The following is a 25,069-nucleotide window of genomic DNA, read 5'->3' on the forward strand; positions in this document are numbered from 1 at the left end:
CGGGCGAGGTGCTCAGGCCGCCCGGTCGGCGCGTTCCCGCTGCGGGACGACCGTGTACTTCGGGTCCCGGGCCGAGGCGACGCCGCCGTGGAAGATCCCGAAGCGGGTGCAGACGGACGCGGCGAGCAGCGCGCCGCCGGAGACCGCGGAGACCAGCCGGCTGCGGCGGCCGAGCCACGCGCCGGCCACCCCGGCAGCGGTGAGCGCCCGCCCGGCGCGCAGCAGCTTTCCCGCGGTGCCCTCCGCGTAGGGCTCGCTGAGCAGGCCGAGCCGGTTCTCCACCCGGTGCGCGCCCCACAGCTCCAGCGCCGCGCCGGCCACCGCGAGCCGCCGCGCCGGCCCGGTCTGGCCGGCGGGCGCGGCCAGCAACCCGACGCCGGCGCCGCTGGCGAGCGCGCTGCCCGCGAAGATGACAGGCAGTTCCGGGTACGCCTCGTGCCACGACGGCACCGCCGTGTCGGCAAGCAGCACCCCGGTGTACGTGGCGAGCGCCGGCGCGGTGACGGCGGCGACCAGCCCGGCGGCGTGCCCGGTCGGGGGCAGCAGCCGGCGGGCCAGCCCGGGCACGCCGCGTTCGGGCAGCCGGTGCGCCGCCTCGGCGACCGCGGCCAGCCCGGCGGCCGGGCCGAACGCGGTGAGCACCCAGGTGCCCACCGACATCGGCGAGGTCACCTTCGCCACCCGCAGCATGTGGTGGAAGCGGCTCGGCCGGCCCAGGTCGTGGACCAGGAAGAACGCGCTGGCGCCCACCGCGGCGAGGGAGGCGACCCGGCCGGCGCGGCGCAGCGCCGGCCGTCCGGTGAGCTGCCCGCCGGCGGCCAGCAGTGAGGAACCGGCGGCGAGCCCGCCGGTGAACAGGTACGCGGGGATGTCCCACTTCCAGACCGGCGGTTTGAGGACCGGCCGGCCGTAGTAGGAGGTGAACTCCGCCGGCGGCACGGTGAGCTGCTCGCCGCCCCTGCCGCCGCGGCGACGCCGGGGGGCGGTGTCGCGGGCGGGGTGTGGGGCCAGCCCGGCGTCGCGGGCGCCGGCGTCGGTGCGGCCGACGCCCGGGCCGGTGGCCCGGCTGCCGCTCTCCGGGGTCACGCCGTCGGCGGCGAGGCGGTCGCGGAAGCGACGGAACAGGGCACCCACCTGGCGGTCCGGGCTCACGACGACCCTCCGACGAACGCGGCGACGGTCGCCGCCGCCATGGCCAGCGCGGCCAGCCCGGCCCGCTTCCACATCTTCGGCAGGTCCCGGGTGGTGACCACCGGGTCCGGCGGCAGCCCGTACACCTCCGGCTCGTCCAGCAGCAGGAAGAACGCGCCGTCGCCGCCGACGCCGTCGGTCGGGTCGTGGCCGTAGAGGCGGGCCTCCGGCACGCCGCGCTCGTGCAACGTGGCGACCCGCTGCGCGGCCCGCTCCCGCAACTCGTCGAGCGGGCCGTACTGGATCGACTCGGTGGGGCACGCCTGCGCGCAGGCCGGGGTCATGCCGGCGCCCAGCCGGTCGTAGCAGAGCGTGCACTTCCACGCCCGGCCGTCGTCCTCACGCTTGTCGATCACGCCGTAGGGGCAGGCGGAGATGCAGTAGCCGCAGCCGTTGCAGATGTCCTCCTGCACCACCACCGTGCCGAACTCGGTGCGGAACAGCGAACCGGTCGGGCACACGTCCAGGCAGGCGGCGTGCGTGCAGTGCTTGCACACGTCGGACATCATCAGCCAGCGGAAGTCGGTGCGGCTCTCCGCGCCGGTGCCCCGCCCCGGCGGCTGCGCGCCGGGCATGCCGAGGAACTCCGGGCCGGCGGACATGCGCGCCGCCGCTTCCGGGCGTCCGGACGGCAGGCCGGGGTCCGTGCCGGTGTCCGGTGCCGCGGCGGCGCCGACCGACGCGGACGTCGGACCGCTGGACGCCGCGCCGGTCGGGTCGCCGGCGAACGGCGGCGTGCGGTCCCCCGCCGGGCGGGGCTGCTCGATGAACGCGACGTGCCGCCACGAGTTCGCAGTCAACGCGCCGGTGTTGTCGTAGGACATGCCGAGCAGGTCGAAGCCCGAGTCGGGGACGCCGTTCCACTCCTTGCAGGCCACCTCGCACGCCTTGCAGCCGATGCAGACGCTGGTGTCGGTGAAGAACCCCATCCGCGGCGGCGCGGACACCCAGCCCGCGTCGGGGGCCGGGTCGAGCGGTCCGTACAGGCTGTTGGCGTCAGGCATGACCGTCTCCGTCGCGCGCCGCGGCCTCGGGCGTCTGCTCGTCGGTGCTGCCGGCCGCGTTCTCCCCGCCCAGCACGTCGGTGGTCACGATCGGCACTTTACGGTCCGGGGCCATGCCGGCCCGTCGCTGGTAGTCGCCGACCAGGTCGAGCAGCGCCGGCCCGGTGGGCCGCCGGCCGGACCGGATGTCACAGGTGCCGATCTTGCTTTCCTGGATGAGCACGTTCGGGTCCAGGGTGATGCCGAACAGGTCGTTCGCCGAGTCCCCGGTGACCAGCCCCTCACGGCCGAAGTGGTAGGGCAACCAGACCTGGTGGATGATCCGGCCGTCCACCCGCAGCGGGGTGAGCCGGTCGGTGACCAGCACCCGCGCCTCGATCACCGCCCGCCCGCTGATCAGGTGCGCCCAGCCGAGATGCGCCAACCCCACCTCGGCGGCCAACTCCGGGGACACCTCGACGAACATCTCCGGTTGCAGCTCGGCCAGGCGCGACACGGTACGGCTCATCCCGCCGGCCGTGTGGTGCTCGGTCAGCCGGCTGACCGTGAACACGTACGGGAAGACCTCGCTGTGCGGCTCCGGCGGGCTCGGGTTGATCCGGTTCACCGGGTGCTCGTAGATCTTCCGGGTCGGGTTGGCCTGCTGCCCGTACAGCGGGTTGCGCATCGGCGACTCGGCCGGCTCGTAGTGCGTCGGCAGCGGGCCGTCGAGCACGCCGGTCGGCGCGTACAGCCACGCCTTGCCGTCGCCCTGCATGACGAACGGGTCGTCACCGGCGAGCGCCGCCGGCCCGGAGGCGTCGGCCGGCGGCCGGTACGTCGGCGGCTTCGTCTTCTCGAAGTCCGGCACGTCGTAGCCGGTCCACTCGCCGGCGTCCGGGTCCCACCAGACGTACTTCTTGCGGTCGCTCCACGGCCGGCCCTCCGGGTCGGCGGAGGCGCGGTTGTAGAGCGTGCGCCGGTTCGCCGGCCACGCCCACCCCCACTCGGCGGCCACCCAGTCCTGCTCGTGCCGGGACCTGCGGCGGGCCGCCTGGTTCACCCCGTCGGCGTAGACGCCGGAGTAGATCCAGCAGCCGACGGCGGTGGAGCCGTCGGCTTTCGCCTCGGCGAATGCGTTGAGCGGGCGGCCGGTGGCCACGTCGAAGCCGTTGATCTCCTTCAGCACCGCCTCGGCGCTCGGCTCGGCGTGCGCGCCGTGCGTCGGGTAGTCCCAGGTCAGGTCCAGCAGCGCCCGGTCGCGGGGTTTGCTGGAGGCGGCCAGCTTCTCCCGCAGCACCCGGCCCAGGTGGTAGAAGAACCACAGCTCGGAGCGGGCGTCGCCCGGCGGGTCGACGGCCTTCTCCCGCCACTGCAGCAGCCGCTGGGTCTGGGTGAAGGTGCCCTCCTTCTCCACGTGCGAGGCCGCCGGCAGGAAGAACACCTCGGTCCGGCACTCCTGCGGCACGATCTCCCCGGTGGCGATCTCCGGGCTGTTCTTCCAGAACGTGGCGCTCTCGATCAGGAACAGGTCGCGCACGACCAGCCAGTCCAGGTTGGCCATGCCCAGGCGCTGGGCCCGGCCGTGCGCCGAGCCGACCGCCGGGTTCTGGCCGAGCAGGAAGTAACCCTTGATCCCGCCGTCGATCATGTTGAGGACCTGCTGGTAGGTCCCGTGGTCGCCGGTCATCCGGGGCAGCCAGCCGTAACCGAAGTCGTTCTCCGGCGTCGCCGCGTCCCCCCAGTACGCCTTGAGCAGGCTCGCCGCGAACGCCCGCGAGTTGCCCCAGAAGCCCTTCTGGCCGGGGTGCCGGATGCTGTCCACCCACTTGTCGAACGTCGGGTGGTCGGCGTGGTGCGGCATCGGCAGGTAGCCGGGCAGCAGGTTGAACAGCGTCGGGATGTCGGTGGAGCCCTGGATGCTGGCGTGCCCGCGCAGCGCCAGGATGCCGCCGCCCGGCCGGCCCATGTTGCCAAGCAGCGTCTGGATGATCGCCCCGGTGCGGATGTACTGCACGCCGACGCTGTGCTGCGTCCACCCCACCGAGTAGACGAGCGCGCCGGTGCGCTCCCGGCCGGAGTTCTCGGTCCAGGCACGGGCCAGTTCCAGGAACTTGTCCTCCGGGATGCCGCAGACCCGGGCCACCATCTCCGGGGTGTAGCGGGCGAAGTGCCGCTTGAGGATCTGGTAGACGCAGCGCGGGTGCTGCAACGTCTCGTCCCGCCGGGCCCGCGCCGGCACCGGCTCGCCGTGCGACTCGTGCTCCAGCCCGGACGCCGAGTCACGCTCCTTGCCGGTCCCCCGGATCGTGGTGCTGCCCTCGTGGCCCTCGTACTGCCAGCTGGCGTGGTCGTAGGAGCCGGTCTCCGGGTGGTAGCCGGAGAACAGGCCGTCCAGGTCCTCAGTGTCGGCGAACTGCTCGCTGACGATGGTGGCCGCGTTCGTGTAGGCCAGCACGTACTCCCGGAAGTCCAGCTCGTTGTCCAGGATGTAGCGCACCACGCCGCCGAGCAGCGCGATGTCCGTGCCCGCCCGGATCGGCAGGTAGGTGTCGGCGAGCGCGCTGGTGCGGGTGAACCGCGGGTCGACGTGGAAGACCTTCGCGCCGCGCCGCTTCGCCTCCATCACCCACTGGAAGCCCACCGGGTGGGCCTCGGCCATGTTGGAGCCCTGGATGACGATGACGTCAGCGTTGGCGAGGTCCTGCTGGAAGTCCGTCGCGCCGCCGCGACCGAAGCTGGTCCCCAGACCGGGGACGGTGGCGGAGTGTCAAATGCGGGCCTGGTTCTCGATCTGGAGCGCCCCCATCGCCGTGAACAGCTTCTTGATGAGGTAGTTCTCCTCGTTGTCGAGGGTCGCCCCACCGAGGCTGGAGATGCCGAGCGTCCGGTTCAGCGGGCGTCCGGCGTCGTCGACGTCCTCCCAGGTCTCGTCGCGGGCGGCGAGAACCCGGTCGGCGATCATGTCGAGCGCGACGTCGAGGTCCAGGTCCTCCCACTCGGTCGCGTACGGCCGGCGGTATCGGACCTTCGTCTGCCGCAGCGGGCTGGTCACCAGGCTCTTGCTCGCCGAACCCTTCGGGCAGAGCCGGCCACGGGAGATCGGGCTGTCCGGGTCACCCTCGATCTGGGTGACCCGACCGTCCTTGTGGAAGACGCGCTGCCCGCAGCCGACCGCGCAGTACGGGCAGACCGACCGGGCCATGCCGTCGGCGGTCTCGGTGCGGGCGGTCAGCTCGGCGGAGCGTGCCGACTGCGCGGCGGCCCCGCGCCCCAGCGGGTCGGTGCCGGTGAGTTGCCGGTAGACCGGCCAACCCTGGATGAACGTCTTCAACCCCACCCGCGCACCCCCTCCACGCTGAGATCGGCGGACACTGAGCACACTAGGCCAGCCGAACCGGGCTCGCGAGTCGAGTGGAAAACAGCGCCGCCCCGGCCTGGTGACCGGGGCGGCGCTGGGCGTCGGTGTGCAGGTCGCCTCTCGGCGAGTGGCGCGACGCGGCTCCAGCCGAACGGTATTCCGCGAAGGCAATTTAGGTGAGGCCCGGGGACACTGGTCACACCGACGCTCTGCACAACGGTACCGGGCGGTCGGTTCTTCCGCCGGGCCGTCGTGACGCCGGTCACCGACTTCCGCGCTCGCCACGCCGGGCAGGGGTTACCCTGATGCCATGTCGGCCACCGCCAGCGCGTACCTCGCCCGACCCGGGCGTCCCGCGGTGGTGGCGCGCACCCTGGCCGAGCTGACCGGCCCCACCGCCGGCATCGTCGAGCTGCCGGTGCGCCTGATGTGGTGCGGCGAACGCGCCTTCGACCTCGCCGACCCGGACGAACTGCTCTGGATGTACGAGAACGTGCTGCGCGAGACCAGCCGGATGGACGACCTGCGGGAGCTGATCCACGCCGGCACGCTGCGCCGGGTGTGGCCGCTGCTCAACCTGCCCCGGGGCGTACGCCTGGCCTGGGAGGCCCGGCACCGGAGCCTGCGCGCCGCGTGACGCATCCGCACGACTTCTACCGGGAGGTGGCCCGGGTGGCGCTGGCCGCCGCCGGCCCGCACCGGTTCGTGCTCGGCGGCGGCGTGGCCTGGGCGGCGCACGGCCTGGTCACCCGCCCCACCGAGGACGTCGACCTGTTCGCCGACGTCGAGGGCGCCGCCGCCGCGGCGGCCGCCGACGTGCGCGCCGCGCTGGAACGGGCCGGCTACCGGGTGGACGAGGCCGACCCGGACGGGTTGGGCGAGGTGTTCGACGGCTTCGACCGGGACCTGCGTGACTTCGTGGTCAGCCGCGGCGACCGCCGGATCCGCCTCAGCCTGGCCCGGCTCGACCGCCACCGCAGCCCGGTGGTGATGGACTTCGGCCCGGTGATGGACGTGCGGGACCTGATCGCCAACAAGACCGCCGCGCTCGTCAACCGGCGGGAGGTACGCGACTACATCGACGTGGCCGCCGCGCTGGACCGGTACGCGGTGACCGAGCTGCTGGCGTTGGCCCGCCAGGTCGATCCGGCGCTGGAGGACGCCGACGTGCGCGCCGCCGGCCGCTACCTCGACGGCCTCGCCGACCGCCGGTTCACCCGCTACGGGCTGGACCCGGCGCGGATCGCCGAGGTGCGCCGCCGGATGGCCGCCTGGCCCCGCTGACCCGTCCGGGTCACTTCGTCAGCCGGCCGCCGGTGACCCCGAGGATCTCCCCGGTGACGTAGCTGGACTCCTGGGAGGCGAAGAAGACGTACGCCGGGGCCAGCTCGGCCGGCTGGCCGGGGCGGCCCAGCGGCACGTCGGTGCCGAACTGCTCGACCTTCTCCGCCGGCATGGTGGCCGGGATCAGCGGGGTCCAGACCGGGCCGGGCGCGACCGCGTTCACCCGGATGCCCCGGTCGGCCAGGTTCAACGCCAGCGCCTTGGTGAAGGTGGCGATGGCCGCCTTGGTGGTGGCGTAGTCCAGGAGCTGCGGCGACGGGTCGAACGCCTGGATCGACGACGTGTTGATGATCGCCGAGCCCTCCTTCAGGTGCGGCACCGCGAACCTGCTGAGCCAGAACATGGCGTACACGTTGGTCTTGAAGACCCGGTCGAACTGCTCGGTGCTGATGTCGTCGATGCCGTTGTCCTGCGACATCTGGTAGGCCGCGTTGTTGACCAGGACGTCGATGCCGCCCAGGTCGGCGACCGCGCGGTCGATCAGCTCGCGGCAGTTGGCCTCCTCGCGCAGGTCGGTGCGGACGGCCAGGCCCCGGCGGCCGGCCTGCTCGACCAGGTCGACCGTCTCGCGGGCGTCCGCCTCCTCCTCTTCGCCCAGGTAGGACACCAGGACGTCGGCGCCCTCCCGGGCGAAGGCGATGGCCACGGCCCGGCCGATGCCGGAGTCGCCGCCGGTGATGACCGCCCGCTTGCCGCTGAGCCGGTCGGCGCCCCGGTAGGACTCCTCGCCGTGGTCCGGCTTCGAGCCCATCTCCTGCTCCGTGCCGGGGGTCGACTGCCGCTGCGCCGACCGGCCCGGCTGCTGGCCGTACTGCTCGGTCGGGTCCTGCCGGGTGTACTGGTCCTCGCTCATGCCTGCGCCCCTACCCCGAGGCGCGCCCGAAAAACGCCTGATGGTCTATCGTGCGCAACGGCGCCCACGAGGCGCGTACCCCCATGGAAAGGCACCGCATTGACCTCCTCCTCCGGCGCCTCCCGGCGCCAGGTGCTTGCCGTCGCCGCCGCCGCGGCGACCGCTCCCCTGCTCGCCGCCGCGCCCGCCGAGGCGAAGCCGAAGCCGCCGAAGCAGCCGAAGACCTGGGACCTGACCGTCCTCGGCACGTCGGACACCCACGGCAACGTCCACAACTGGGACTACTACCGGGATTCCGAGTACGACGACAGCGCGCACAACGACGTCGGCGTCGCGAAGCTCGCCACCCTGGTCAACCAGATCCGGGCCGAGCGCAGAGGCAGAGCGACGCTGGTCCTGGACGCCGGCGACACCATCCAGGGCACGCCGCTCGCGACCTACTACGCCAAGCAGGAGCCGATCACCAGCACCGGTGAGACGCACCCGATGGCCAACGCGATGAACGTGTTGAGGTACGACGCGGTCACGCTCGGCAACCACGAGTTCAACTACGGCCTGCCGCTGCTGGCCACCTGGATCAAGCAGCTCGGCTTCCCGGCCCTGGCCGCCAACGCGCTCAACGCGAAGACCGGCAAGCCGGCCTTCCTCCCGTACGTGATCAAGCAGGTCCGACTCGGCGGGCACGGCGCACCGAAGCTGCGGGTGGGCATCCTCGGCCTGACCAACCCCGGCGTGGCCATCTGGGACCGGGCGAACGTCGAAGGCCGCCTGGTCTTCGCCGACATGGTCGCCACCGCCGCGAAGTGGGTGCCGGAGATGCGCCGGCGCGGCGCCGACGTGGTCATCATCTCCGCGCACGGCGGCGACAGCGGCACCTCCAGCTACGGCCCGGAGCTGCCGAACGAGAACCCGACCGCGCTGATCGCCGAGCAGGTGCCGGGCATCGACGCGATCCTGTTCGGCCACGCCCACAACGAGGTGCCGCAGAAGTTCGTCACCAACGCCAAGACCGGCCGGGCGGTGCTCACCTCCGAGCCGTCCAAGTGGGGGCAGCGGCTGACCCGGATGGACTTCACGCTGACCCGGGACAAGGGCTGCTGGAAGGTGGTCGGCTCGTCGGCCACCACGCTGAACACCAACACCGTGGTCGAGGATCCGGCGGTGCTCGCGGCCGTCCGGGGCCAGCACGCCAAGACCGTCGACTACGTCAACAAGGTCGTCGCCCAGTCCAGCGTGGAGCTGTCCGCCGCCGAGTCGCGCTACAAGGACACCCCGATCCTGGACTTCATCAACCACGTCCAGACCGAGGTGGTCACCGAGGCCCTGGCCGGCGGCGCGTACGCGGGCCTGCCGGTGCTGTCCATCGCCGCGCCGTTCAGCCGCACCGCCGTGTTCCCACAGGGCGACGTGCGGATCCGCGACGTGGCCGGCCTCTACGTGTACGACAACACGCTGGAAGCCGTCGTGCTGACCGGCGCCGAGGTGAAGGCGTACCTGGAGTACTCGGCGAAGTACTTCACCACCGTCGCGGTCGGCGCCCCGGTCGACGTGGCGACCATCAACGACCCGACCGTGCCGGACTACAACTACGACGTGTTCTCCGGCGTCGACTACGACATCGACATCTCCAAGCCGGTCGGTCAGCGGATCACCCGCCTGACGCTGGCCGGCACCGACACCCCGGTCGCGGCGGACGCGCAGTTCGTGGTGGCGGTGAACAACTACCGGCGCAGCGGCGGCGGCAACTTCCCCGGGATCGTGAAGACCCAGGTCTACAACGCGCAGCAGGAGATCCGCCAGCTCCTGATCGACTGGGCGCAGGCCGAGGGCGTCATCGACCCGGCCGACTTCTTCGTGCCGAACTGGAAGCTGGTCCGCGAGGGCGTACCGGTCTTCTGACCCGCCCCAGCCCGGTTGATCATGAAGTTGGCGGTGCTCCCGGTCCGTTTTGTCACCGCCAACTTCATGATCGACGCGACCGAGTGGAGATCTTGGAAAGAGAGGGCCCCTGGAGGGGCCGGGAGCTTCCAAGATCTGTGGCGAGATCAGGGATGGCCTGCGCGCCAAGATCAAGGCGGCCCTGTCACGGATGGAACGGCATTGGCTGAGGGTCAGCCGCCGGCGCGCAGGTGCCACTCCGACTCGCCGCCGGTCGGGTCCGGCCGGTCCGGGCGGCTGTCCGTCTCGGTGGACTCCGCGCGCTCCTCGGGGCGTACCCGCGGTGGCAACTCGCCGAAGCGGACATGCCGCAGGAACGCGTACTCCTCGTCGGTGAACGACTCGACCGGCTCGCTCATGCCCGCATTGTGCGCCACGCGCGCGAGGACAGCCATCCTGCGCTCGGTGGAACGGTATGGACGTCAAGACCGACCGAAGACGGCCACCGTGCTCCACTCGCGGGCCGGATGGAGCGGCGCATCAACGGCGGCGGCACGGGTATGCCGGCGCGACGACTGCGGGCGACGAGGTGGGAGGCGACGCGATGCGCGCGGTACGGATGACCGCCCCCGGGGTGCTGGAGCTGACCGAGACGCCCACTCCGGAGGCCGGCCCCGGTGAGGTGCTGCTGCGGGTCGGCGCGGTCGGCGCCTGCCACTCGGACCTGCACATCCTCGACGCGGAGGCGGGGATGTTCCCCACCCCGATGACGCTCGGCCACGAGATCGCCGGCACGGTGGAGACCGCCGGACCCGGCGTGGACGGCTGGTCGTCCGGGGACCGGGCCGCGGTCTACGGGATCATCGGCTGCGGCCGGTGCCGGGCCTGCCTGCGCGGCGAGGAGAACCGCTGCCGGGTCGTCCCGGTCGGCGGCATCGGCCTCAGCCGTGACGGCGGGCTCGCCGAGCACGTGGTGGTGCCGGCGTCCCGGCTGCTGCACGTGGGTGACATGGACCTGACCCAGGCCGCCCCGCTGACCGACGCCGGGCTCACCCCGTACCACGCGGTGGAGCTGGCCCGGCCCCGGCTGCGGCCCGGCACCACCTGCGTGGTCATCGGCATCGGCGGGCTGGGGCACATGGCGGTGCAGATCCTGGTGGCCACCACCGCGGTGCGGATCGTCGCGGTGGACACCAGCGTCGCGGCGCTGGACCTGGCCGGCCGCCTCGGCGCGCACCACGTGGTGCAGGCCGGCCCGGACGCCGTGGCGACGATCCGTGAGCTGGTCGGGCCGCCGCCGGACGGCGCGGACGTGGTGCTCGACTTCGTCGGCGCGCAACCCACCCTGGACACCGCCCGGCAGGTCGTCGCGACCGGCGGTCAGCTCCTGCTGGTCGGACTGGCCGGTGGGACGCTGCCGGTCCGGCCGGTCGCCGACGAGCCGCCCCCGGTGCCGCTGGAGACCGGCGTGGTGGTGCCGTTCTGGGGCACCCGGGCCGAACTCCAGGAGGTGATCGCATTGGGCCGGGCCGGGCGGCTGCACGCCGACGTGCGGACGTTCCCGCTGGCCGAGGCGCCCGAGGCGTACGAGGCGCTGCGCCGGGGCGACATCCACGGGCGGGCGGTCATCGTGCCCTGACCGGGGGCAGCCGGTCGACGAGCGCCAACCCGGCCCGCACCGGCCGCCGGTGCAGGGCCTCGGCGAAGCTGGCCTTCCCCTGGCAGAACCGGACGAACATCCGCCAGCCGGGCGGGCTGGCCAGGACGGCGTGGAACACGTCCGGCCGCCGTTCGAAGACGTCCAACAGCCGGTGCCCGGCCCGCATCTCCGGCGTCAGCCGCGCCTCGACCTCGCGACCGTAGGCGTCGAGATCCCCGCCGGCGACCGCCGCGCCGGCCAGCCGGCCGGAGCGCAGCGCGTAGCTGATCCCCTCCCGGCTCCACGGCTCCAGCAGGCCGGCCGCGTCGCCGGCGACGAGCACCCGGCCGTGGCGCAGCGGGGAGTCCTCGGCCCGGCAGCGGGTGAGGTGGCCGGAGTCGTGCTCCGGGTCGATCCCGGCCAGCCCCAGCCGGGCCACGAAGTCCCGCAGGTAGGCCCGGGTCCGCTCACCCTCGCCGCGGGTGGCGATGACACCCACGGTGAGCCGGTCGCCCTTCGGGAAGACCCAGGCGTACGAGCCGGGGACCGGCCCCCAGTCGATGAGCACCCGACCCCGCCACCGGTCCCGTTCGGCGGCGGACACCGGCAGCTCCAGTTCCAGCCCCAGGTCGACCTGGCGGAAACGCACCCCCACGTGGCGGGCGGTCACGCCGGAGGAGCCGTCGGCGCCCACCACGGTCCGGGCGCGTACCACCTCGCCGTCGGCCAGCCGCAGGCGTACCCCGTCGGGGTCCTGCTCCACCGCGCGGACCGCGACGCCCTCGCGGACCTGCGCACCGGCGGCGACCGCGGCGGCGCGCAGCCGGTCGTCCAGCTCCTCCCGGCGGATCATGGTCACCAGCGGCGTGCCGTTGCGGCGGGTGAACGCCCGCCGCCCGTCGCGGGTGAACGTGACCCGGTCGGTGCGGTCCTGGGCCGGCACCTCGATCAGGTCGCCGACCTCGGCGAGCGAGGTGCCGATCAGGCCGCCGCCGCAGGTCTTGTACCGGGGATGGGTGGCCCGCTCGACCACGAGCGTGCGCACGCCGGCCCGGGCCGCGGCGTGCGCGGCGGAGAGTCCGGCGGGCCCACCACCGACCACCACGAGGTCCCAGATGATCACGCGTGCAGCCTAGGGCACCGGTACGTCGCCACGCCCGCGACGACCCTCGTTCGGGTGGGCATCATCGCCGTCCGCCCGGGTAACCGCCGGTCGCCGGCCGTCCGCGGGTCGGGCGGCCCACCGGCGAGGAGGGAAGCCATGCCTCAGGTCCAGCTGTCCGCGGCCGAGGAACGGGTGTACCAGGCGGTCACCGCCCTGGAGGTACGGGGACACGTCCCCTACCCGGACCTGATCGCCGAGGAGACCGGGATGACCGAGGAAGAGGTGCACGAGCCGTTGCACTCGCTCACCGAGCGGGGGCTGCTGCACCGGGAGGACTCGCCGATGTCGGGCCTGGACTTCGGGCCCCGTTGGTGTGCGCGTCAGACGGCCTGATCATGTCGTTTGCCCCTCCGGGGTCCGGGTAGCGATCGGGGATGCGTGATCGACGGTCTGTGGACGGCACGATGAGCGGCAACCGGTCGCCGGAGGCCGGGTACGACAACCGGCGCCGCTGGCAGGCGCTGAGCGTCGGCCTGGTCGCGGCGTTCATGACGCTGCTCGACGTCAGCATCGTCAACGTCGCCGTACCGTCGATCGACCGGGCGCTCGACGCCACCCCGAGCGACCTGCAGTGGGTGCTGTCCGGGTACGCGTTGACGTTCGGCCTGGTGCTGGTGCCGGCCGGACGGTTGGGCGACGCGCGCGGCCGGCGGACCGCGTTCGTGGTCGGGGTGGGCCTGTTCACGCTCACCAGCGCGCTGGCCGGCCTGGCCACCTCGTCGACCTGGCTGATCATCGCCCGACTCGTCCAGGGCGCCGCCGCAGGCATCGTGAACCCACAGGTCAGCGGCATGATCCAGCAACTCTTCCGGGGCGCGGACCGGGGTCGCGCCTTCGGCCTGCTCGGCGCCACCATCGGCATCTCCACCGCGGTCGGACCGCTGCTGGGCGGGCTGCTCATCCAACTCGGCGGCGAGGAGCACGGCTGGCGGTGGGTGTTCTTCGTGAACATCCCGGTCGGCATCGTGGCGATGGTGCTCGGCTGGCGGCTGGTGCCGGGCCGCCCCGAAGGGCAGCCCCACCGGCACCGGCTCGACCCGGTGGGCGTGCTGCTGCTCGGCACCGGGGTCACCGTGATCCTGCTGCCGCTGGTGCAGCGGGAGCAGTGGCAGGGTTCGGCCAAGTGGCTGCTGATCCCGCTGGGCCTGCTGCTGCTGGCCGGCTTCGCGTTCTGGGAACGCCGGTTCGCCCGGCAGGCCACACCCCTGTTCGACCTGCGGCTGTTCGGGCTGCGCTCGTACGTCCTCGGTTCCCTGATCGGGCTGATCTACTTCGCCGGGTTCACCGCCATCTTCTTCATCTTCACCCTCTACCTCCAGATCGGCCTGGGCTACAGCGCGCTGGTGGCCGGCGTGGCGATCACCCCGTTCGCGCTCGGCTCGGCGCTCGCGTCCGCGCTCGGCGGCCGGGTCGTCACCCGGTACGGTCGGCCACTGGTCGCGGTCGGACTGCTCGCCGTGGTGGTCGGGCTGGTCGCGACCGACCTGGTGCTGACCGGTGGGTCGCACCAGAACGTGCCGTTGCGGACCGCGCTGCCGCTGCTCGTCGCCGGGCTGGGCAGCGGCCTGGTGATCGCCCCCAACCAGACGCTCACGCTCTCCGAGGTGCCGGTGCCGATGGCCGGCAGCGGCGCCGGCATGCTCCAGACCGGGCAGCGGATCGGCACCGCCGCCGGCATCGCGGCGGTCGGCGCGCTGTTCTTCTCGACGCTGGCGCAGAATCAAAACGACTGGGGGCTGGCGTTCCGGCACTCGCTGCTGCTGGCCGCCGGAATCATCGTGCTGGCCCTGGCCGTCGCCGTAACCGACATCGTCGCCGGCCACCGCTCCGCACGCAAGGCGGGGGCCCCCGTTAACGCCTCCGGTAGAGGAAGGGGCCCCGCTTAACACAAGCGGTAGCACGAGAGCCGGCACCCTGGGCGGGTGCCGGCTCTCGGGTATCCGTTACTTGTTCCAGTGCTGGGTGACGAGGTCGGTGGCCTGGTTCTCCCACTGGGCGTAGGCATCCGGGTAGGCGCTCACCTGGACGGTCTGCGCGGCCTCGGTCAGCGGCATGTCCTGCCAGCCGTCGACCTGCTTCAGGCCCTTGAGGAACGCCAGCGTCGAGTATTCGGGGTCGGTGATCTGCTCCGGCGTGCCCCAGCCGGAGGAGGGGCGCTGCTGGAACAGTCCGAGGGAGTCGTGGTCGTTGGTGTCGCCCAGGTGGCCCAGGTTCTCCAGCTTCGACTCCTGCAAGCTGGTGGCGATGGAGATGACCGCCGCCCGCTCGGGCAGGCCCGCCTTCTTCGTCGCGGCGATGATCGCCTTGACGTTGGCGGTCTGCTCGCCGTTCAGGTCGATCGTCGACTGCTTGCCCTCGGCCTGGACGGTGGCCGTCACGGGCTTGCCGGTGTGGGGGGTGTCGGCGTGAGCGGCGATCGGACCGGCGAACACACCACCGGTGAACGCCAGACCAGCGATACCCAGGACACTCTTACGCAGAATCGTGTTCATCAGGGGGCTCCATTCCGGGGGTCGACACACACACCGCACGGGGGAAGGCTGGGCGGCGTGTGCGCAAGCACCGTCAGGCGCTCACAAGCAGGGGGATCCGGCGTGGTCCGCGGGCAGGGCCGCACCGCGGGGCCGGGAGGATGTGTAACGACCGGCTGCCCACCGTCATTCCCGGGGGCGGGGTCGGCCGCGCGGCATGGGCGCGCCGGCCTTCCTCGGTCGTTCACCGTGTTACAACGCCCCCACCCCCGCGACGATTCCGCCGCCAGAGTGCCACCCACCACCCCCGAACCCGACACCCCACCCACCCGCACACGAAGACACCCACACCGTTCCACCCGCGCTCCGTGCAGGCGACGACTGGAACGGTGTGGGTGTCTCCGGGCGTCCCAGACATCCACGCCGTTCCACCCGCGCTTTCGCCGGGCCATGAGTGGAACGTCGTGGGTGTATCAGCGCTCCGCGCCGGGACTGGGACAGCGACAGGTGTATCAGCCCATAGGGCACACCGGCCTGAATGTCCCGCACATACCAAATGTCCCGGCTCGGGGCGGGCACGCCCGACCGGGGAAAGCCGACCGGCCGGCCCCGGTAGCGGGGCCGGCCGGTCGGGGGTGACGGTGTCACCAGAGTTGCTGCACGATGTCCGCCGCCTGCTCCTCCCACTGCGCGTACGCGTACGGGTAGGCGGACACCTGGACCGTCTGCGCCGCGCTGGTCAGCGGCAGGTCCCGCCAGCCACCGATGTTCTTCAGCGCGCCGAAGAACGCCTTGCTGGCGTACTCCGGATCGGTGATCTGCTCGGACGTGCCCCAACCGGACGACGGACGCTGCTGGAACAGGCCCTCCGAGTCGTGGTCGTTGTAGCTGCCGAGGTGACCCAGGTTGTACAGCTTCGACTCCTGGAGTGAGGTGGCGACGCCGATGACGGCGCCCCGCTCCCCCACGCCGGTGTCCTTGGCCGCCTCGACGATGGCCTTGGCGTTCTCGACCTGCGCGTCGTCGAGCGGGATGCGCGACTGGGCGCCCTCGACGCCGTGCGGCATGAGCGTGTCCCGGCTCGGCCGGTCGGCCTTGGTCGGCACCTTGTCGCTGCCGGTGGTCAGGCCGGACTTCGCCACCTCGGTGCCGGACTTCCTACCGGTGGCCAGGTCGATGGCGGCCACGGCGCCGGCGTGCGGTCCGCTTGTCACCGGGGCGGCGACGGCGGTGGGGCCGTAGGCGAGCCCGCCCAGGGCGGTCACGCCGGCGACGGTGAGTACGGCCCGACGGTTGCGGGTGATGCCGCTGGTTTTCTCGGCGGCGGTCTTCGCGATGGCGGGGAGCCATCGAGCGACGTGCTGCTTCACGATGGTTGCCCTTTCGATCGTTACGACGCGCTCCGGGGTGAGCGCCCCTCGGGGGTCGACCGGCGGCACGGGTTTGGATGCCGACGGTACGGGGGACTCAACCAGCCCGGCGTGTCGGTCATTCCGGTTATGTCGGTCTAGGCGCGAGCTGCGGTCCAGGTCACCCGCAGCAACGGACACCGGGCGCGTCACTCCGACAGAAGGGACGATCAGGTCGGACCGCCGAACCGCACCAGGACGTGCCAGAGTTGCTTGAGGTGTTGCCAGGTCAACTCGGCCGGCCCGCGGTCGGCCCAGCGCTGCGGCTCGCGGGCCAGGGAGGCGGCGGCGCGGCCGATCAACGCCGCGTGCAGCGGCTCCCCCGGCCGGCCGAACTCGGCGTGCACGCGGGCGGCCAGCGGCGGGATGTCCGGTCCGCGGAAATCGGCGTCGACGCCGTCGACGGGCAGCTCGAACCCGGCGTGCCAGCGCAACTCGAAGCCGTGCCGGCCAGCGATCCCGACGAGGCGGCGTCCCACGTCGGTGTCGCGGAACGACGGGTCGACCACCACCGCCACGACGTCGCGGGCGAGGCGGACCTCACCGTGCACCTGTGCCTCGATGTAGTCGTCGAGCGCGCGGCCGGCCCGCTCCGATGCGCGCTCCCGGCGCGACAGCAGCGTCCGCAGCAGGGTGCCGGTGTCCATCTCGGACACGCCCAGGCTGACGCCGGTGTCGGCGGTGGAGGTGAGCAGCGCGGCGAGAACCGGCTCGAAGGCGGTGGCGGTGCCGACCTCGGTCGGCCGGAGGTGGCTGTCGCCGAAGGTGAACGTCGTCCGGGCCAGGACCTCCGGGCGCAGCCGCAGGTGGCAGGAGCCGAACCGGGGGCAGGCGCCGTCGGGATGGTCGAGCAGATTCAGGCCGCCGTACTTCGGACGCTCCGCGGGTAGCACACCCGGACGCTGGTACGCGCCGCCGAACATCGCCTCCTCCCAGACGTCCCGGTCCCCGCCGGGATACGCGGTCAGTCCGCCGTTGCCGATGCCGGTTTCGAACTGGCTGCGGTAGACACCCTCGGCGTCGAGCGCCTCGACCACGGTACGGCCGTCGCGCAGCAGCCGGTCGGGGTGGAAGTTGACGGTCAGCCGGCCGTACCCGGTCACCGCCGCGACGACCTCCTCGCCCCGGACGACGGCGCCGGCGTCGGCGAGGTGTGCCGCGATCACGGCGAGCGCGGCCGGGCGGTCCCGCAGCGCGACGTCGCGCACGTGCCGCAGGGCGGCGGACTGGGCGGCGGTCAGGGTCGTCGCGGGCACGCGGCCGAGTATCGCCGGGCCGGGCGCGGGCGGGCCAGGGAATTCCTTCGGGTACGCCGCGGGCGGGGGCGAGCCGACCGTCCCTTCGTTACGGTGCGGCACCGGTCCGGATGCCGCACCTGCCCGGCGGACGATCACCGGTGCTCCGGACGACGGCCGCCCGGCCCGGCGGCGCTACCGGGCCGGGCCGGTGGCACTGTCGGACCGGGCCAGTAGCACCGCCGGACGGTTCAGTAACCCCGGGCGATCCACTCGTCGAGGTGCGGCGCCTCCGCGCCGACGCTGGTGTCGTCGCCGTGCCCGGTGTGCACCACGGTCTCCGGCGGCAGAGTGAGCAACCGGGCGCGGATCGACTCGACGATGGTGTCGAAGTCGCTCCAGGAGCGGCCGGTCGCGCCGGGACCGCCGGCGAAGAGCGTGTCGCCGGTGAAGACCGCGGTCAACTCCGGGGCGTGGAGGCTGCACGCGCCCGGGCTGTGGCCGGGCGTGTGCAGGACCCGCAGCGTGGTGCCGGCGACGGTGACGGTCTGCCCGTCGACGAGGTCGCCGTCCGGCGGCGTGTCCGGGTGGACCTGATCCCACAGCACCCGGTCCGCCGGGTGCAGCAGCACCGGCGCGCCGGTCGCCCGGGCCAGCTCGGGAGCGACCCGGACGTGGTCGTCGTGGGCGTGGGTGGCCAGAATCGCGAGTACGCGACGGTCGCCGACGACCGCGCGGATGGCGGCCACGTCGTGCGGCGCGTCGACGACGACGCACTCGTCGTCGTCGCCGATCACCCAGACGTTGTTGTCCACGTCGAACGTCTGCCCGTCAAGCGAGAACGTGCCGGACGTGACGGTGTGGTCGACGCGGGCGGTCACGGGAAGACCACCACCGACCGCAGCACGTCGCCGTGGTGCATCCGGGTGAACGCCTCCTCGACCTGGTCGAGGGCGATCTCCTCGGAGACGAACGCGTCCAGGTCGAGGCGACCCTGCCGGTAGAGCTCGGTGAGCATCGGGAAGTCGCGGCTGGGCAGGCAGTCGCCGTACCAGCTGGACTTGAGCGCGCCGCCGCGGCCGAACACGTCGAGCAGCGGCAGGTCGACGGTCATCTCCGGGGTCGGCACGCCGACCAGGACGACCGTGCCGGCGAGGTCCCGCGCGTAGAACGCCTGCGTCCAGGTCTCCGGGCGACCCACCGCGTCGATCACCACGTCGGCCCCGAACCCGCCGGTGGCCGCGCGGATCGCCTCGACCGGATCGTCCTCGGAGGCGTTGACGGTGTGGGTGGCGCCGAACTTCCGCGCCCAGTCGAGCTTGCGGGAGTCGGTGTCCACCGCGACGATCGTGGTCGCGCCGGCCAGGACCGCGCCGGCCACCGCGGCGTCACCGACACCGCCGCAGCCGATCACCGCGACGGAGTCGCCCCGGGTCACGTTCCCGGTGTTCATGGCCGCGCCGAGGCCGGCCATCACGCCGCAGCCGAGCAACCCGACGGCGGCGGGCCGGGCGGACGGGTCCACCTTGGTGCACTGCCCGGCGTGCACGAGCGTCTTCTCCGCGAACGCGCCGATACCCAGCGCGGGGGCCAACTCGGTGCCGTCGGTGAGGGTCATCTTCTGCGCCGCGTTGTGGGTGGCGAAGCAGTACCAGGGCCGGCCGCGCCGGCAGGCCCGGCACTGCCCGCACACGGCCCGCCAGTTGAGCACCACGAAGTCGCCGGGGGCCACGTCGGTCACGCCGTCGCCCACCTGCTCGACGACGCCCGCGGCCTCGTGGCCGAGCAGGAACGGATAGTCGTCGTTGATGCCGCCCTCGCGGTAGTGCAGGTCGGTGTGGCAGACGCCGCAGGACTGGACGCGTACCACCGCCTCGCCCGGCCCCGGGTCGGGCACCACGATCGTGGTCACCTCCACGGGTGCGCCCTTGCGCCGCGACAGGACTCCCCGGACTTCCTGACTCACTCTGCCTCCTCTTTCGTTCGCGACTGCGGGGCTCGCAGAACCGGCTCGCTCCTCGCGCTCACCGTGCCTCCTTCGTTCGCGACTGCGGGGCTCGCAGAACCGGCTCGCTCCTCGCGCTCACCGTGCCTCCTTCGTTCGCGACTGCGGGGCTCGCAGAACCGGCTCGCTCCTCGCGCTCACCGGCTGCTGGTCCCCCGCCGAACCTACCGCCGATCATCGCCGGTGGCCCGGTGGCACCGGGCGGATTGTCCCGGTCGACGCCGGGTATCCGCCAGTGCCGGTTCTCCGACGTCGAACGGGAGTGATCATGAGGTTGACGCATGCGCCGCTGCGGGTGGCCATCGGGGCGTACATCCTGAACTCCGGGCTGTCCAAGCGGACGCTTGAGGGCGAGGCCGCCGCCGGGGTGCACGGCATGGCCGCCGGGGCGATCCCGCAGTTGGGGCAGGTCCCGCCGGACCGGTTCGCGGTGCTGCTCTCCCGCGGCGAGATGGCCCTCGGCGCGGCGCTGCTCGCCCCGTTCGTCCCGTCGCTGCTCGCCGGCGCCGCGCTCACCGCGTTCGGCGCCGGGCTGGTGCAGCTCTACCTGAAGACGCCGGGCATGCGGGAGGGCACCAGCCTGCGGCCGAGCCAGGCGGGCATCGGCCTGGCCAAGGACGTGTGGCTGGTCGGCGCGGGCGTGACCCTGATGCTGGACTCGCTCACCCACCGGCGGCGCCGCTGACCGGGCCGCGTCCTCAGGCGGGCACCGCCACCGGCGCCCGCTCGGTGGCCAACCGACGCCGGGCCGCGTTGCGGTAACGCAGCACCTGCACCGCGCCGAACGCCCAGAGCAGATACTGCACCGCGAACGCCAGGCGGAACGCGGACAGCGGCGGGGCGGCCCGCCCGGCCGGGGTGGCCAGGTCGAGCACCACGCCCACGGCCAGGATGAGCACGATCGAGGCGGCGAACCCACCGACGTTGACGATGCCGGTGGCACTGCCGATGCGGTGCACCGGGTTGAACGTCCGGGCGTAGTCGAAGCCGATCACCGCGCCGGGGCCGTTGACCGCGAGCACCACCACCAGGGCCACCATCAACCCGTGCGGGGCGCGGCCCGGCCAGGACAGCACCACCGCCCAGACCGCGGCGGTGGCGGCGGTGATGGCGAAGACCACCACCGAACGGTGGTACGGGTGCCGGGCGCACAGGTGCGCGACCACCGGACCGCACGCCAGCGTCACCACCGTCATCAGGGTCAGCAGCCCGGCCGCGGCGGTGGGTGAGTAACCCTGCCCCTGCACCAGGAACGGGTAACCCCACAGCAGCGCGAACACCGAGCCGGAGAACTGGGTGACGAAGTGCGTCCACAGGCCCAGCCGGGTGCCGGGCTGCGCCCACGCGTCGGCGAGCTGCCGACGCACGGTCGCGAACCCGGGGGCGAGCGCGGTGACGTGCCCGGCGTGCGGGGTGTCCCGCACCACGGCGAGGACCAGCAGCAGCACCGTGACACCGAGCGCCGCCGCGGTCAGGAACGCCGGGGTCCAGCCCGCGTGGTGCAGCAGCGCCACCAGGGGTACGGCGCCGAGCACCGCCCCGAGCTGACCGATGGTGCCGGTGAGCTGCACCAGCAACGGGTTGCGCCGGCCGGGGAACCAGAACGCCACGATCCGCAGCACGCTGATGAACGTCATCGCGTCGCCGAGGCCGACGAGCACCCGGGCGACGACGGCGAGGCGCACGTCGACGGCGACCGCGAACACGAGCTGCCCGGCCACCATGAGCGCGCCGCCGGCCAGCAGCAGCCGGCGCGAACCGTACCGGTCCAGCAGCACCCCGACCGGGATCTGCATGGCCGCGTAGACGGCGAGCTGGGCGACGGAGAAGGTGGCAAGCGCGGACGCGTTGATACCGAAGCGGTCCGTCGCGTCCACCCCGGTCACGCCGAGCGAGCCGCGGTGGAACACGGCGGCCACGTACGCGGTGACGGCCACCGCGTAGACCAGGCCGGCGGGTCGGCGGCCGACACTCACCGTGGCGTCCCGAGCCTGGTGGCGGCGGTGTTGAGGCGCCACCGCCTCGCGCCACGCCTGCCTCATGCATCCATGGTGCGCGCCCGTCCCCCGCCCCCCATCCCCCGCCCCCACACCGTGGCGCAGACCACCCACCCCACCCACCTCACCCACCCCGCGCCACGGCGGCGCGATCATGAAGTTGGCGGCGACAGATCGGACACCCGACGCCGTCAAGTTCATGATCAACCTGGCGGGGTGGGCCGGTGGGGTGGTGGGGTGGGTCAGAGGGCTGGGCGGGCGGACCAGAGGTCGCGCAGCAGCGCCTCCACCTCGATGGTCCGCTCGATCTGCGGCATGTGGCCGGTGTCGCGGAACAGGTGGGCCCGTGCCCCGGGCAGCCGGGTCCGCGCGTACGCCAGGTGCGCGGCGGGCAGGATCAGGTCGCGGTCGCCCCAGACCAGCAGCGTGGGCAGGTCCAGCGCGGCCACCGCGTCGAGCAGCTCGGCGCGCCAGCGCGGGCGCACCCCACGCCAGGTGCCGAGGTGGCGGACGAGTTCCCGGATCACCCGGGCGGCGTGCGGCTGCCGGGCCACGGCCAGCGCGGTGGCGACCCGCTCGTCGGTGACGTACGCCGGGTCGAAGAAGATGGCCCGCTCGGTGCGGCGGGCGATGGCCGGGTGCGGGCGCAGCAGCAGCCGGGCCAGCGGGCGCACCGCGAGCAGCCGCAGCGCCACGGTCACCTCCCGCCCGAAGCCGGCGCTGTCGAGCAGCGCCAGGTCCGCCACCCGGTGCGGGGCGTCGGCGGCGACGCGCATGGCCACCGCCCCGCCGAGGGAGTTGCCGACCAGGTGGGCCGGGCCGGTGACCCCGGCGGCGTCGAGGAACCCGGCGACCGCGCCGGCCAGCGCGGGCAGCGTGTGCGGCCCGTCGAGCGGCGCGGAGCCGCCGTGGCCGGGCAGGTCCACGGCGAGCACGCGGTGGTCCTGGGCCAACGCGGCGTGCAGCGCGGTGAAGTCGTCGAGGGTACGGCCGATGCCGTGCAGCAGCACCACCGGTGGCCCGTCGCCGGTGATCCGGCAGCGCATCCGCCGTCCGCCCACGGTGCGCTCGTCGACCGCCGGCAGGGCGACGGTCACGCCGACCGACCGGGCCCCGGGGCGGCACGGGACACCGGCGTACGCGGCGGGCGCATGCCCAGGGCCAGCACCCGGCCGTAGCCGGCGGGGGCGATCCGGGCGAGCAGGTCGGGCAGCTTCGCCGACCAGCCGATCAGCACCCGGCCGCGACGACGCTGCGCGCCGCGCAGGATCGTCTCGGCGGCGGTCGCCGGGTCGATCGTGAGCAGCTTCTCGAACTGTCGGAGGCCCACCTCGTACTCCTGGATCGGGACGCCGCTGCCGACCCGCGCGCGGGCCGCGATCCGGGTGCGGATGCCGCCCGGGTGCACCGAGGTGACGCCGATCCCGTCGTCGACCAGCTCGTGCCGCAGCGCCTCGGTGAATCCGCGTACGGCGAACTTGCTCGCCGCGTAGGCGGCCTGCCCGGCGGGGGCGATGAGGCCGAAGAGGCTGGAGACGTTCACCAGGTGGGCGCCCGGCTCGGCCTTGAGCGCCGGCAGCAGCGCGTGGGTCAGCCGCACCACCGCCCGGAAGTTGATCTCGATGACCCAGAGGAACTCGTCCAGCGTGACCTGGTCGAACCGGCCGCCGAGCGCGACGCCGGCGTTGTTGACGAGCAGCCGGATCCGGGGATGGGCGCGGTGGATCTCGGCGGCGACCCGGTCGGTGGCGTCGGCGTCGGCGAGGTCGACCAGGTGCGTCTCGACCCGCCGGTCCGGGTGCGCGGCCCGGATCGCCGCCACCACGGCGGCCAGCCCGTCGGCGTCGCGGTCGAGCAGGACCAGGTCGGCGCCGCGTCGGGCCAGGCCGTGCGCGAGCGCCGCGCCGATGCCGCTCGCGGCGCCGGTGAGCACCGCCGTGCCGCCGGAGAAGTCCAGGTCACGCATGGTTGCCTCCAGAGTGGGCGGCGGTGGCTGGCACGCCGGACCGGGCGAACCGGACGCCGTCGGTGAGCGGCCCGTGCCGCATCAGGCGTACGTCCCGGGGGTAGTTCTGGTGCAGCCGCCACGGCGCGCGCGGCCCCTGCTTGGGCAGGTGGTCGACGGAGCGCAGCACGTACCCGGACCGCAGGTCGATGATCGGGGCCAGGTCGTCGGTGTCCGGGGCGAGAGGGGTGACGATCTGCTGGCCGGTGTCGTCGAGGTGGCGCAGCAGCCGGCAGACGTAGGTGGCGACCAGGTCCGCCTTCAGCGTCCAGGACGCGTTCGTGTAGCCGATCGTCATGGCGAAGTTCGGCACGCCGGAGAGCATCATGCCCTTGTAGGCCACGGTGGCGGCGAGGTCGACGTCGACGCCGTCGACGGCGAGCGTCATGCCGCCGAGCGCGAGCAGGTTGAGGCCGGTGGCGGTGACCACGATGTCGGCCGGCAGCTCCGCGCCGGAGGCGAGCCGGATGCCGTACGCGGTGAACGTGTCGATGGTGTCGGTCACCACCGACGCGCGGCCGTCGGCCAGGGCGGTGAACAGGTCCCCGTCGGGCACCACGCACAGCCGCTGGTCCCACGGGTCGTAGCGGGGCGAGAAGTGCCGGTCCACGTCGTACCCGGCCGGGAGCCGACCCTTCGCGGCCCGGCGCAGGTACCGCTTCACCAGCCCGGGCGCGCGCCGGCTGAGCTGGAAGTTGGCCACCCCGAGCAGCACGTTCTTCCACCTGGTGACGGCATAGGCGGCCGTGGGGGGCAGCCACCGCCGGGCGGCGTCGGCGAACCTGTCGCGTGAGGGCAGCGAGATGACGTACGTCGGTGAGCGCTGGAGCATGGTGACGTGGGCGGCCCGCTCGGCCATGGCGGGGACCAGGGTGACCGCGGTAGCGCCGCTGCCGATCACCACCACCCGCCGGCCGGTGAAGTCGAGCCGCTGCGGCCAGTGCTGCGGGTGCACGAGGGTGCCGGCGTACCGCTCGACGCCGGGCAGGCGCGGGGTGTAGCCCTCGTCGTAGCGGTAGTAGCCGGAGTTGGCGAACAGGAACCCGCAGGTGAGCGTCGTGTCCTCGCCGGTGTCGTCGCGGTGGGCGTGCACGGTCCAGCGGGCGGTCGCGCTGTCCCACTCGGCGCGTACCACCCGGTGGTGGAAGCGGATGTGCCGCTCGACGTCGTACTCCCGGGCGGTCTGCCGGACGTAGCGGCGGATCGACTCGCCGTCGGCGATCGCCTTCGGGTCGGTCCACGGCTTGAACGAGTAGCCGAGGGTGTACATGTCGGAGTCGGAGCGGACGCCGGGGTAGCGGAACAGGTCCCAGGTCCCGCCGATCGCGCCGCGGGCCTCCAGCACCGCGTAGGTCTTGCCGGGGCACTCGCGACCCAGGTGGACGGCGGCGCCGACGCCGGAAAGGCCGGCGCCGACGATGAGGACGTCGACGTGGTCGGGGGCCATCGCTTCTCCCGTTCTGCCCGCGGTGGACCGGACACTAGCCACCGCTCCCGAAACCAGTCAACACCCTGTCGAGTGGAATCGACAGG

The 25,069-nt window shown here is 73.2% G+C and carries 22 protein-coding genes; 7 read left to right on the forward strand and 15 right to left on the reverse strand.

Annotation, left to right across the window (positions count from 1 at the left end):
• Positions 1-12: 12 nt before the first annotated feature.
• Genes nrfD through fdh form a run of 3 tightly spaced genes read right to left on the reverse strand, consistent with a single transcriptional unit; the run spans position 13 to position 5,514 of the window.
• Positions 13-1,152, reverse strand: a complete 1,140-nt coding sequence (gene nrfD, locus O7613_RS10345; RefSeq protein ID WP_282293498.1) for an NrfD/PsrC family molybdoenzyme membrane anchor subunit — start codon at positions 1,150-1,152, stop codon at positions 13-15.
• Positions 1,149-2,195: a 4Fe-4S dicluster domain-containing protein gene (locus O7613_RS10350; protein ID WP_282293500.1), complete on the reverse strand. Its 1,047-nt coding sequence runs from the start codon at positions 2,193-2,195 to the stop codon at positions 1,149-1,151. Before O7613_RS10350 ends, nrfD begins: the two co-directional genes overlap by 4 nt.
• Entirely contained in the window at positions 2,188-5,514 is a 3,327-nt protein-coding gene (gene fdh, locus O7613_RS10355; RefSeq protein WP_281589275.1) for a formate dehydrogenase, read from the reverse strand. Before fdh ends, O7613_RS10350 begins: the two co-directional genes overlap by 8 nt.
• 331 nt (positions 5,515-5,845) lie before the next feature.
• Here fdh and O7613_RS10360 point away from each other — a divergent pair, with 331 nt between their 5' ends.
• On the forward strand, positions 5,846-6,172 hold the full coding sequence (locus O7613_RS10360; protein WP_281589274.1) for a hypothetical protein: 327 nt from the start codon (positions 5,846-5,848) through the stop codon (positions 6,170-6,172).
• A complete protein-coding gene (locus O7613_RS10365) occupies positions 6,169-6,819 on the forward strand; it encodes a nucleotidyl transferase AbiEii/AbiGii toxin family protein (protein ID WP_281589272.1) in 651 nt (216 codons plus the stop codon). The genes O7613_RS10360 and O7613_RS10365 overlap by 4 nt, the downstream gene beginning before the upstream one ends.
• Positions 6,820-6,829: 10 nt before the next feature.
• Here O7613_RS10365 and O7613_RS10370 read toward each other — a convergent pair whose 3' ends face one another.
• Entirely contained in the window at positions 6,830-7,732 is a 903-nt protein-coding gene (locus tag O7613_RS10370; protein WP_281589270.1) for an SDR family oxidoreductase, read from the reverse strand.
• Between the two features lie 99 nt (positions 7,733-7,831).
• On the opposite strand from O7613_RS10370, the gene O7613_RS10375 reads away from it, so the two are divergent.
• Positions 7,832-9,631: a 5'-nucleotidase C-terminal domain-containing protein gene (locus O7613_RS10375; RefSeq protein ID WP_282293502.1), complete on the forward strand. Its 1,800-nt coding sequence runs from the start codon at positions 7,832-7,834 to the stop codon at positions 9,629-9,631.
• A gap of 212 nt (positions 9,632-9,843) precedes the next feature.
• On the opposite strand, the gene O7613_RS10380 is transcribed toward O7613_RS10375, so the two are convergent.
• A complete protein-coding gene (locus O7613_RS10380; RefSeq protein ID WP_282293503.1) occupies positions 9,844-10,029 on the reverse strand; it encodes a hypothetical protein in 186 nt (61 codons plus the stop codon).
• Between the two features lie 185 nt (positions 10,030-10,214).
• Between O7613_RS10380 and O7613_RS10385 the strand changes: the two genes are divergently transcribed.
• A complete protein-coding gene (locus O7613_RS10385; RefSeq protein ID WP_281589266.1) occupies positions 10,215-11,249 on the forward strand; it encodes an NAD(P)-dependent alcohol dehydrogenase in 1,035 nt (344 codons plus the stop codon).
• On the opposite strand, the gene O7613_RS10390 is transcribed toward O7613_RS10385, so the two are convergent.
• Positions 11,236-12,372 (reverse strand): geranylgeranyl reductase family protein, encoded by a 1,137-nt coding sequence (locus O7613_RS10390; RefSeq protein WP_282293505.1) that lies wholly within the window; start codon positions 12,370-12,372, stop codon positions 11,236-11,238. The two genes, O7613_RS10385 and O7613_RS10390, sit on opposite strands and share 14 nt — an antisense overlap.
• 138 nt (positions 12,373-12,510) lie before the next feature.
• On the opposite strand from O7613_RS10390, the gene O7613_RS10395 reads away from it, so the two are divergent.
• Positions 12,511-12,747 (forward strand): hypothetical protein, encoded by a 237-nt coding sequence (locus O7613_RS10395; RefSeq protein ID WP_281589262.1) that lies wholly within the window; start codon positions 12,511-12,513, stop codon positions 12,745-12,747.
• 71 nt (positions 12,748-12,818) lie between these two features.
• The gene (locus O7613_RS10400; RefSeq protein ID WP_282293507.1) at positions 12,819-14,300 is read left to right on the forward strand and encodes an MFS transporter; all 1,482 of its coding nucleotides are present in this window, start codon (positions 12,819-12,821) and stop codon (positions 14,298-14,300) included.
• Positions 14,301-14,357: 57 nt separating this feature from the next.
• On the opposite strand, the gene O7613_RS10405 is transcribed toward O7613_RS10400, so the two are convergent.
• The 5 genes from O7613_RS10405 to O7613_RS10425 all read right to left on the reverse strand — a co-directional run bounded on the left by O7613_RS10405 (position 14,358) and on the right by O7613_RS10425 (position 19,495).
• On the reverse strand, positions 14,358-14,906 hold the full coding sequence (locus tag O7613_RS10405; RefSeq protein ID WP_282293509.1) for a hypothetical protein: 549 nt from the start codon (positions 14,904-14,906) through the stop codon (positions 14,358-14,360).
• 623 nt (positions 14,907-15,529) lie between these two features.
• Positions 15,530-16,222, reverse strand: coding sequence for a hypothetical protein (locus tag O7613_RS10410; RefSeq protein WP_281590281.1), 693 nt, complete (start codon positions 16,220-16,222; stop codon positions 15,530-15,532).
• 242 nt (positions 16,223-16,464) lie between these two features.
• Positions 16,465-17,550 carry a DUF3626 domain-containing protein gene (locus tag O7613_RS10415; protein WP_282293510.1) on the reverse strand — a complete coding sequence of 362 codons (1,086 nt, stop codon included), beginning with the start codon at positions 17,548-17,550 and terminating at the stop codon, positions 16,465-16,467.
• 230 nt (positions 17,551-17,780) lie between these two features.
• On the reverse strand, positions 17,781-18,410 hold the full coding sequence (locus O7613_RS10420; RefSeq protein ID WP_282293511.1) for an MBL fold metallo-hydrolase: 630 nt from the start codon (positions 18,408-18,410) through the stop codon (positions 17,781-17,783).
• The gene (locus O7613_RS10425; RefSeq protein ID WP_282293512.1) at positions 18,407-19,495 is read right to left on the reverse strand and encodes an S-(hydroxymethyl)mycothiol dehydrogenase; all 1,089 of its coding nucleotides are present in this window, start codon (positions 19,493-19,495) and stop codon (positions 18,407-18,409) included. The genes O7613_RS10420 and O7613_RS10425 overlap by 4 nt, the downstream gene beginning before the upstream one ends.
• A 307-nt stretch (positions 19,496-19,802) precedes the next feature.
• Between O7613_RS10425 and O7613_RS10430 the strand changes: the two genes are divergently transcribed.
• Positions 19,803-20,219 carry a hypothetical protein gene (locus tag O7613_RS10430; protein WP_281589251.1) on the forward strand — a complete coding sequence of 139 codons (417 nt, stop codon included), beginning with the start codon at positions 19,803-19,805 and terminating at the stop codon, positions 20,217-20,219.
• A gap of 13 nt (positions 20,220-20,232) precedes the next feature.
• Here O7613_RS10430 and O7613_RS10435 read toward each other — a convergent pair whose 3' ends face one another.
• The 4 genes from O7613_RS10435 to O7613_RS10450 form a co-directional block, all read right to left on the reverse strand.
• Complete coding sequence (locus O7613_RS10435) at positions 20,233-21,576, reverse strand: MFS transporter (RefSeq protein ID WP_282293515.1); 1,344 nt, start codon at positions 21,574-21,576, stop codon at positions 20,233-20,235.
• 197 nt (positions 21,577-21,773) lie between these two features.
• Positions 21,774-22,628, reverse strand: coding sequence for an alpha/beta fold hydrolase (locus tag O7613_RS10440; protein ID WP_282293517.1), 855 nt, complete (start codon positions 22,626-22,628; stop codon positions 21,774-21,776).
• Positions 22,625-23,497, reverse strand: coding sequence for an SDR family NAD(P)-dependent oxidoreductase (locus tag O7613_RS10445; protein WP_282293518.1), 873 nt, complete (start codon positions 23,495-23,497; stop codon positions 22,625-22,627). Before O7613_RS10445 ends, O7613_RS10440 begins: the two co-directional genes overlap by 4 nt.
• Positions 23,490-24,983: an NAD(P)/FAD-dependent oxidoreductase gene (locus O7613_RS10450; protein WP_282293521.1), complete on the reverse strand. Its 1,494-nt coding sequence runs from the start codon at positions 24,981-24,983 to the stop codon at positions 23,490-23,492. Before O7613_RS10450 ends, O7613_RS10445 begins: the two co-directional genes overlap by 8 nt.
• Between the last annotated feature and the right edge of the window lie 86 nt (positions 24,984-25,069).

The sequence above is a fragment of the Micromonospora sp. WMMD975 genome (assembly GCF_029581215.1).
Taxonomy (GTDB): domain Bacteria; phylum Actinomycetota; class Actinomycetes; order Mycobacteriales; family Micromonosporaceae; genus Micromonospora.

What these genes read in the sequence shown, in the direction of transcription:
- O7613_RS10430 (WP_281589251.1), top strand. Translation starts at nt 19,803, where the DNA reads ATGAGGTTGACGCATGCGCCGCTGCGGGTGGCCATCGGGGCGTACATC.
- O7613_RS10370 (WP_281589270.1), bottom strand. Translation starts at nt 7,732, where the DNA reads ATGAGCGAGGACCAGTACACCCGGCAGGACCCGACCGAGCAGTACGGC.
- O7613_RS10435 (WP_282293515.1), bottom strand. Translation starts at nt 21,576, where the DNA reads ATGAGGCAGGCGTGGCGCGAGGCGGTGGCGCCTCAACACCGCCGCCAC.
- O7613_RS10350 (WP_282293500.1), bottom strand. Translation starts at nt 2,195, where the DNA reads ATGCCTGACGCCAACAGCCTGTACGGACCGCTCGACCCGGCCCCCGAC.
- O7613_RS10385 (WP_281589266.1), top strand. Translation starts at nt 10,215, where the DNA reads ATGCGCGCGGTACGGATGACCGCCCCCGGGGTGCTGGAGCTGACCGAG.
- O7613_RS10400 (WP_282293507.1), top strand. Translation starts at nt 12,819, where the DNA reads ATGAGCGGCAACCGGTCGCCGGAGGCCGGGTACGACAACCGGCGCCGC.
- O7613_RS10380 (WP_282293503.1), bottom strand. Translation starts at nt 10,029, where the DNA reads ATGAGCGAGCCGGTCGAGTCGTTCACCGACGAGGAGTACGCGTTCCTG.
- O7613_RS10360 (WP_281589274.1), top strand. Translation starts at nt 5,846, where the DNA reads ATGTCGGCCACCGCCAGCGCGTACCTCGCCCGACCCGGGCGTCCCGCG.
- O7613_RS10405 (WP_282293509.1), bottom strand. Translation starts at nt 14,906, where the DNA reads ATGAACACGATTCTGCGTAAGAGTGTCCTGGGTATCGCTGGTCTGGCG.
- O7613_RS10445 (WP_282293518.1), bottom strand. Translation starts at nt 23,497, where the DNA reads ATGCGTGACCTGGACTTCTCCGGCGGCACGGCGGTGCTCACCGGCGCC.
- O7613_RS10395 (WP_281589262.1), top strand. Translation starts at nt 12,511, where the DNA reads ATGCCTCAGGTCCAGCTGTCCGCGGCCGAGGAACGGGTGTACCAGGCG.
- O7613_RS10450 (WP_282293521.1), bottom strand. Translation starts at nt 24,983, where the DNA reads ATGGCCCCCGACCACGTCGACGTCCTCATCGTCGGCGCCGGCCTTTCC.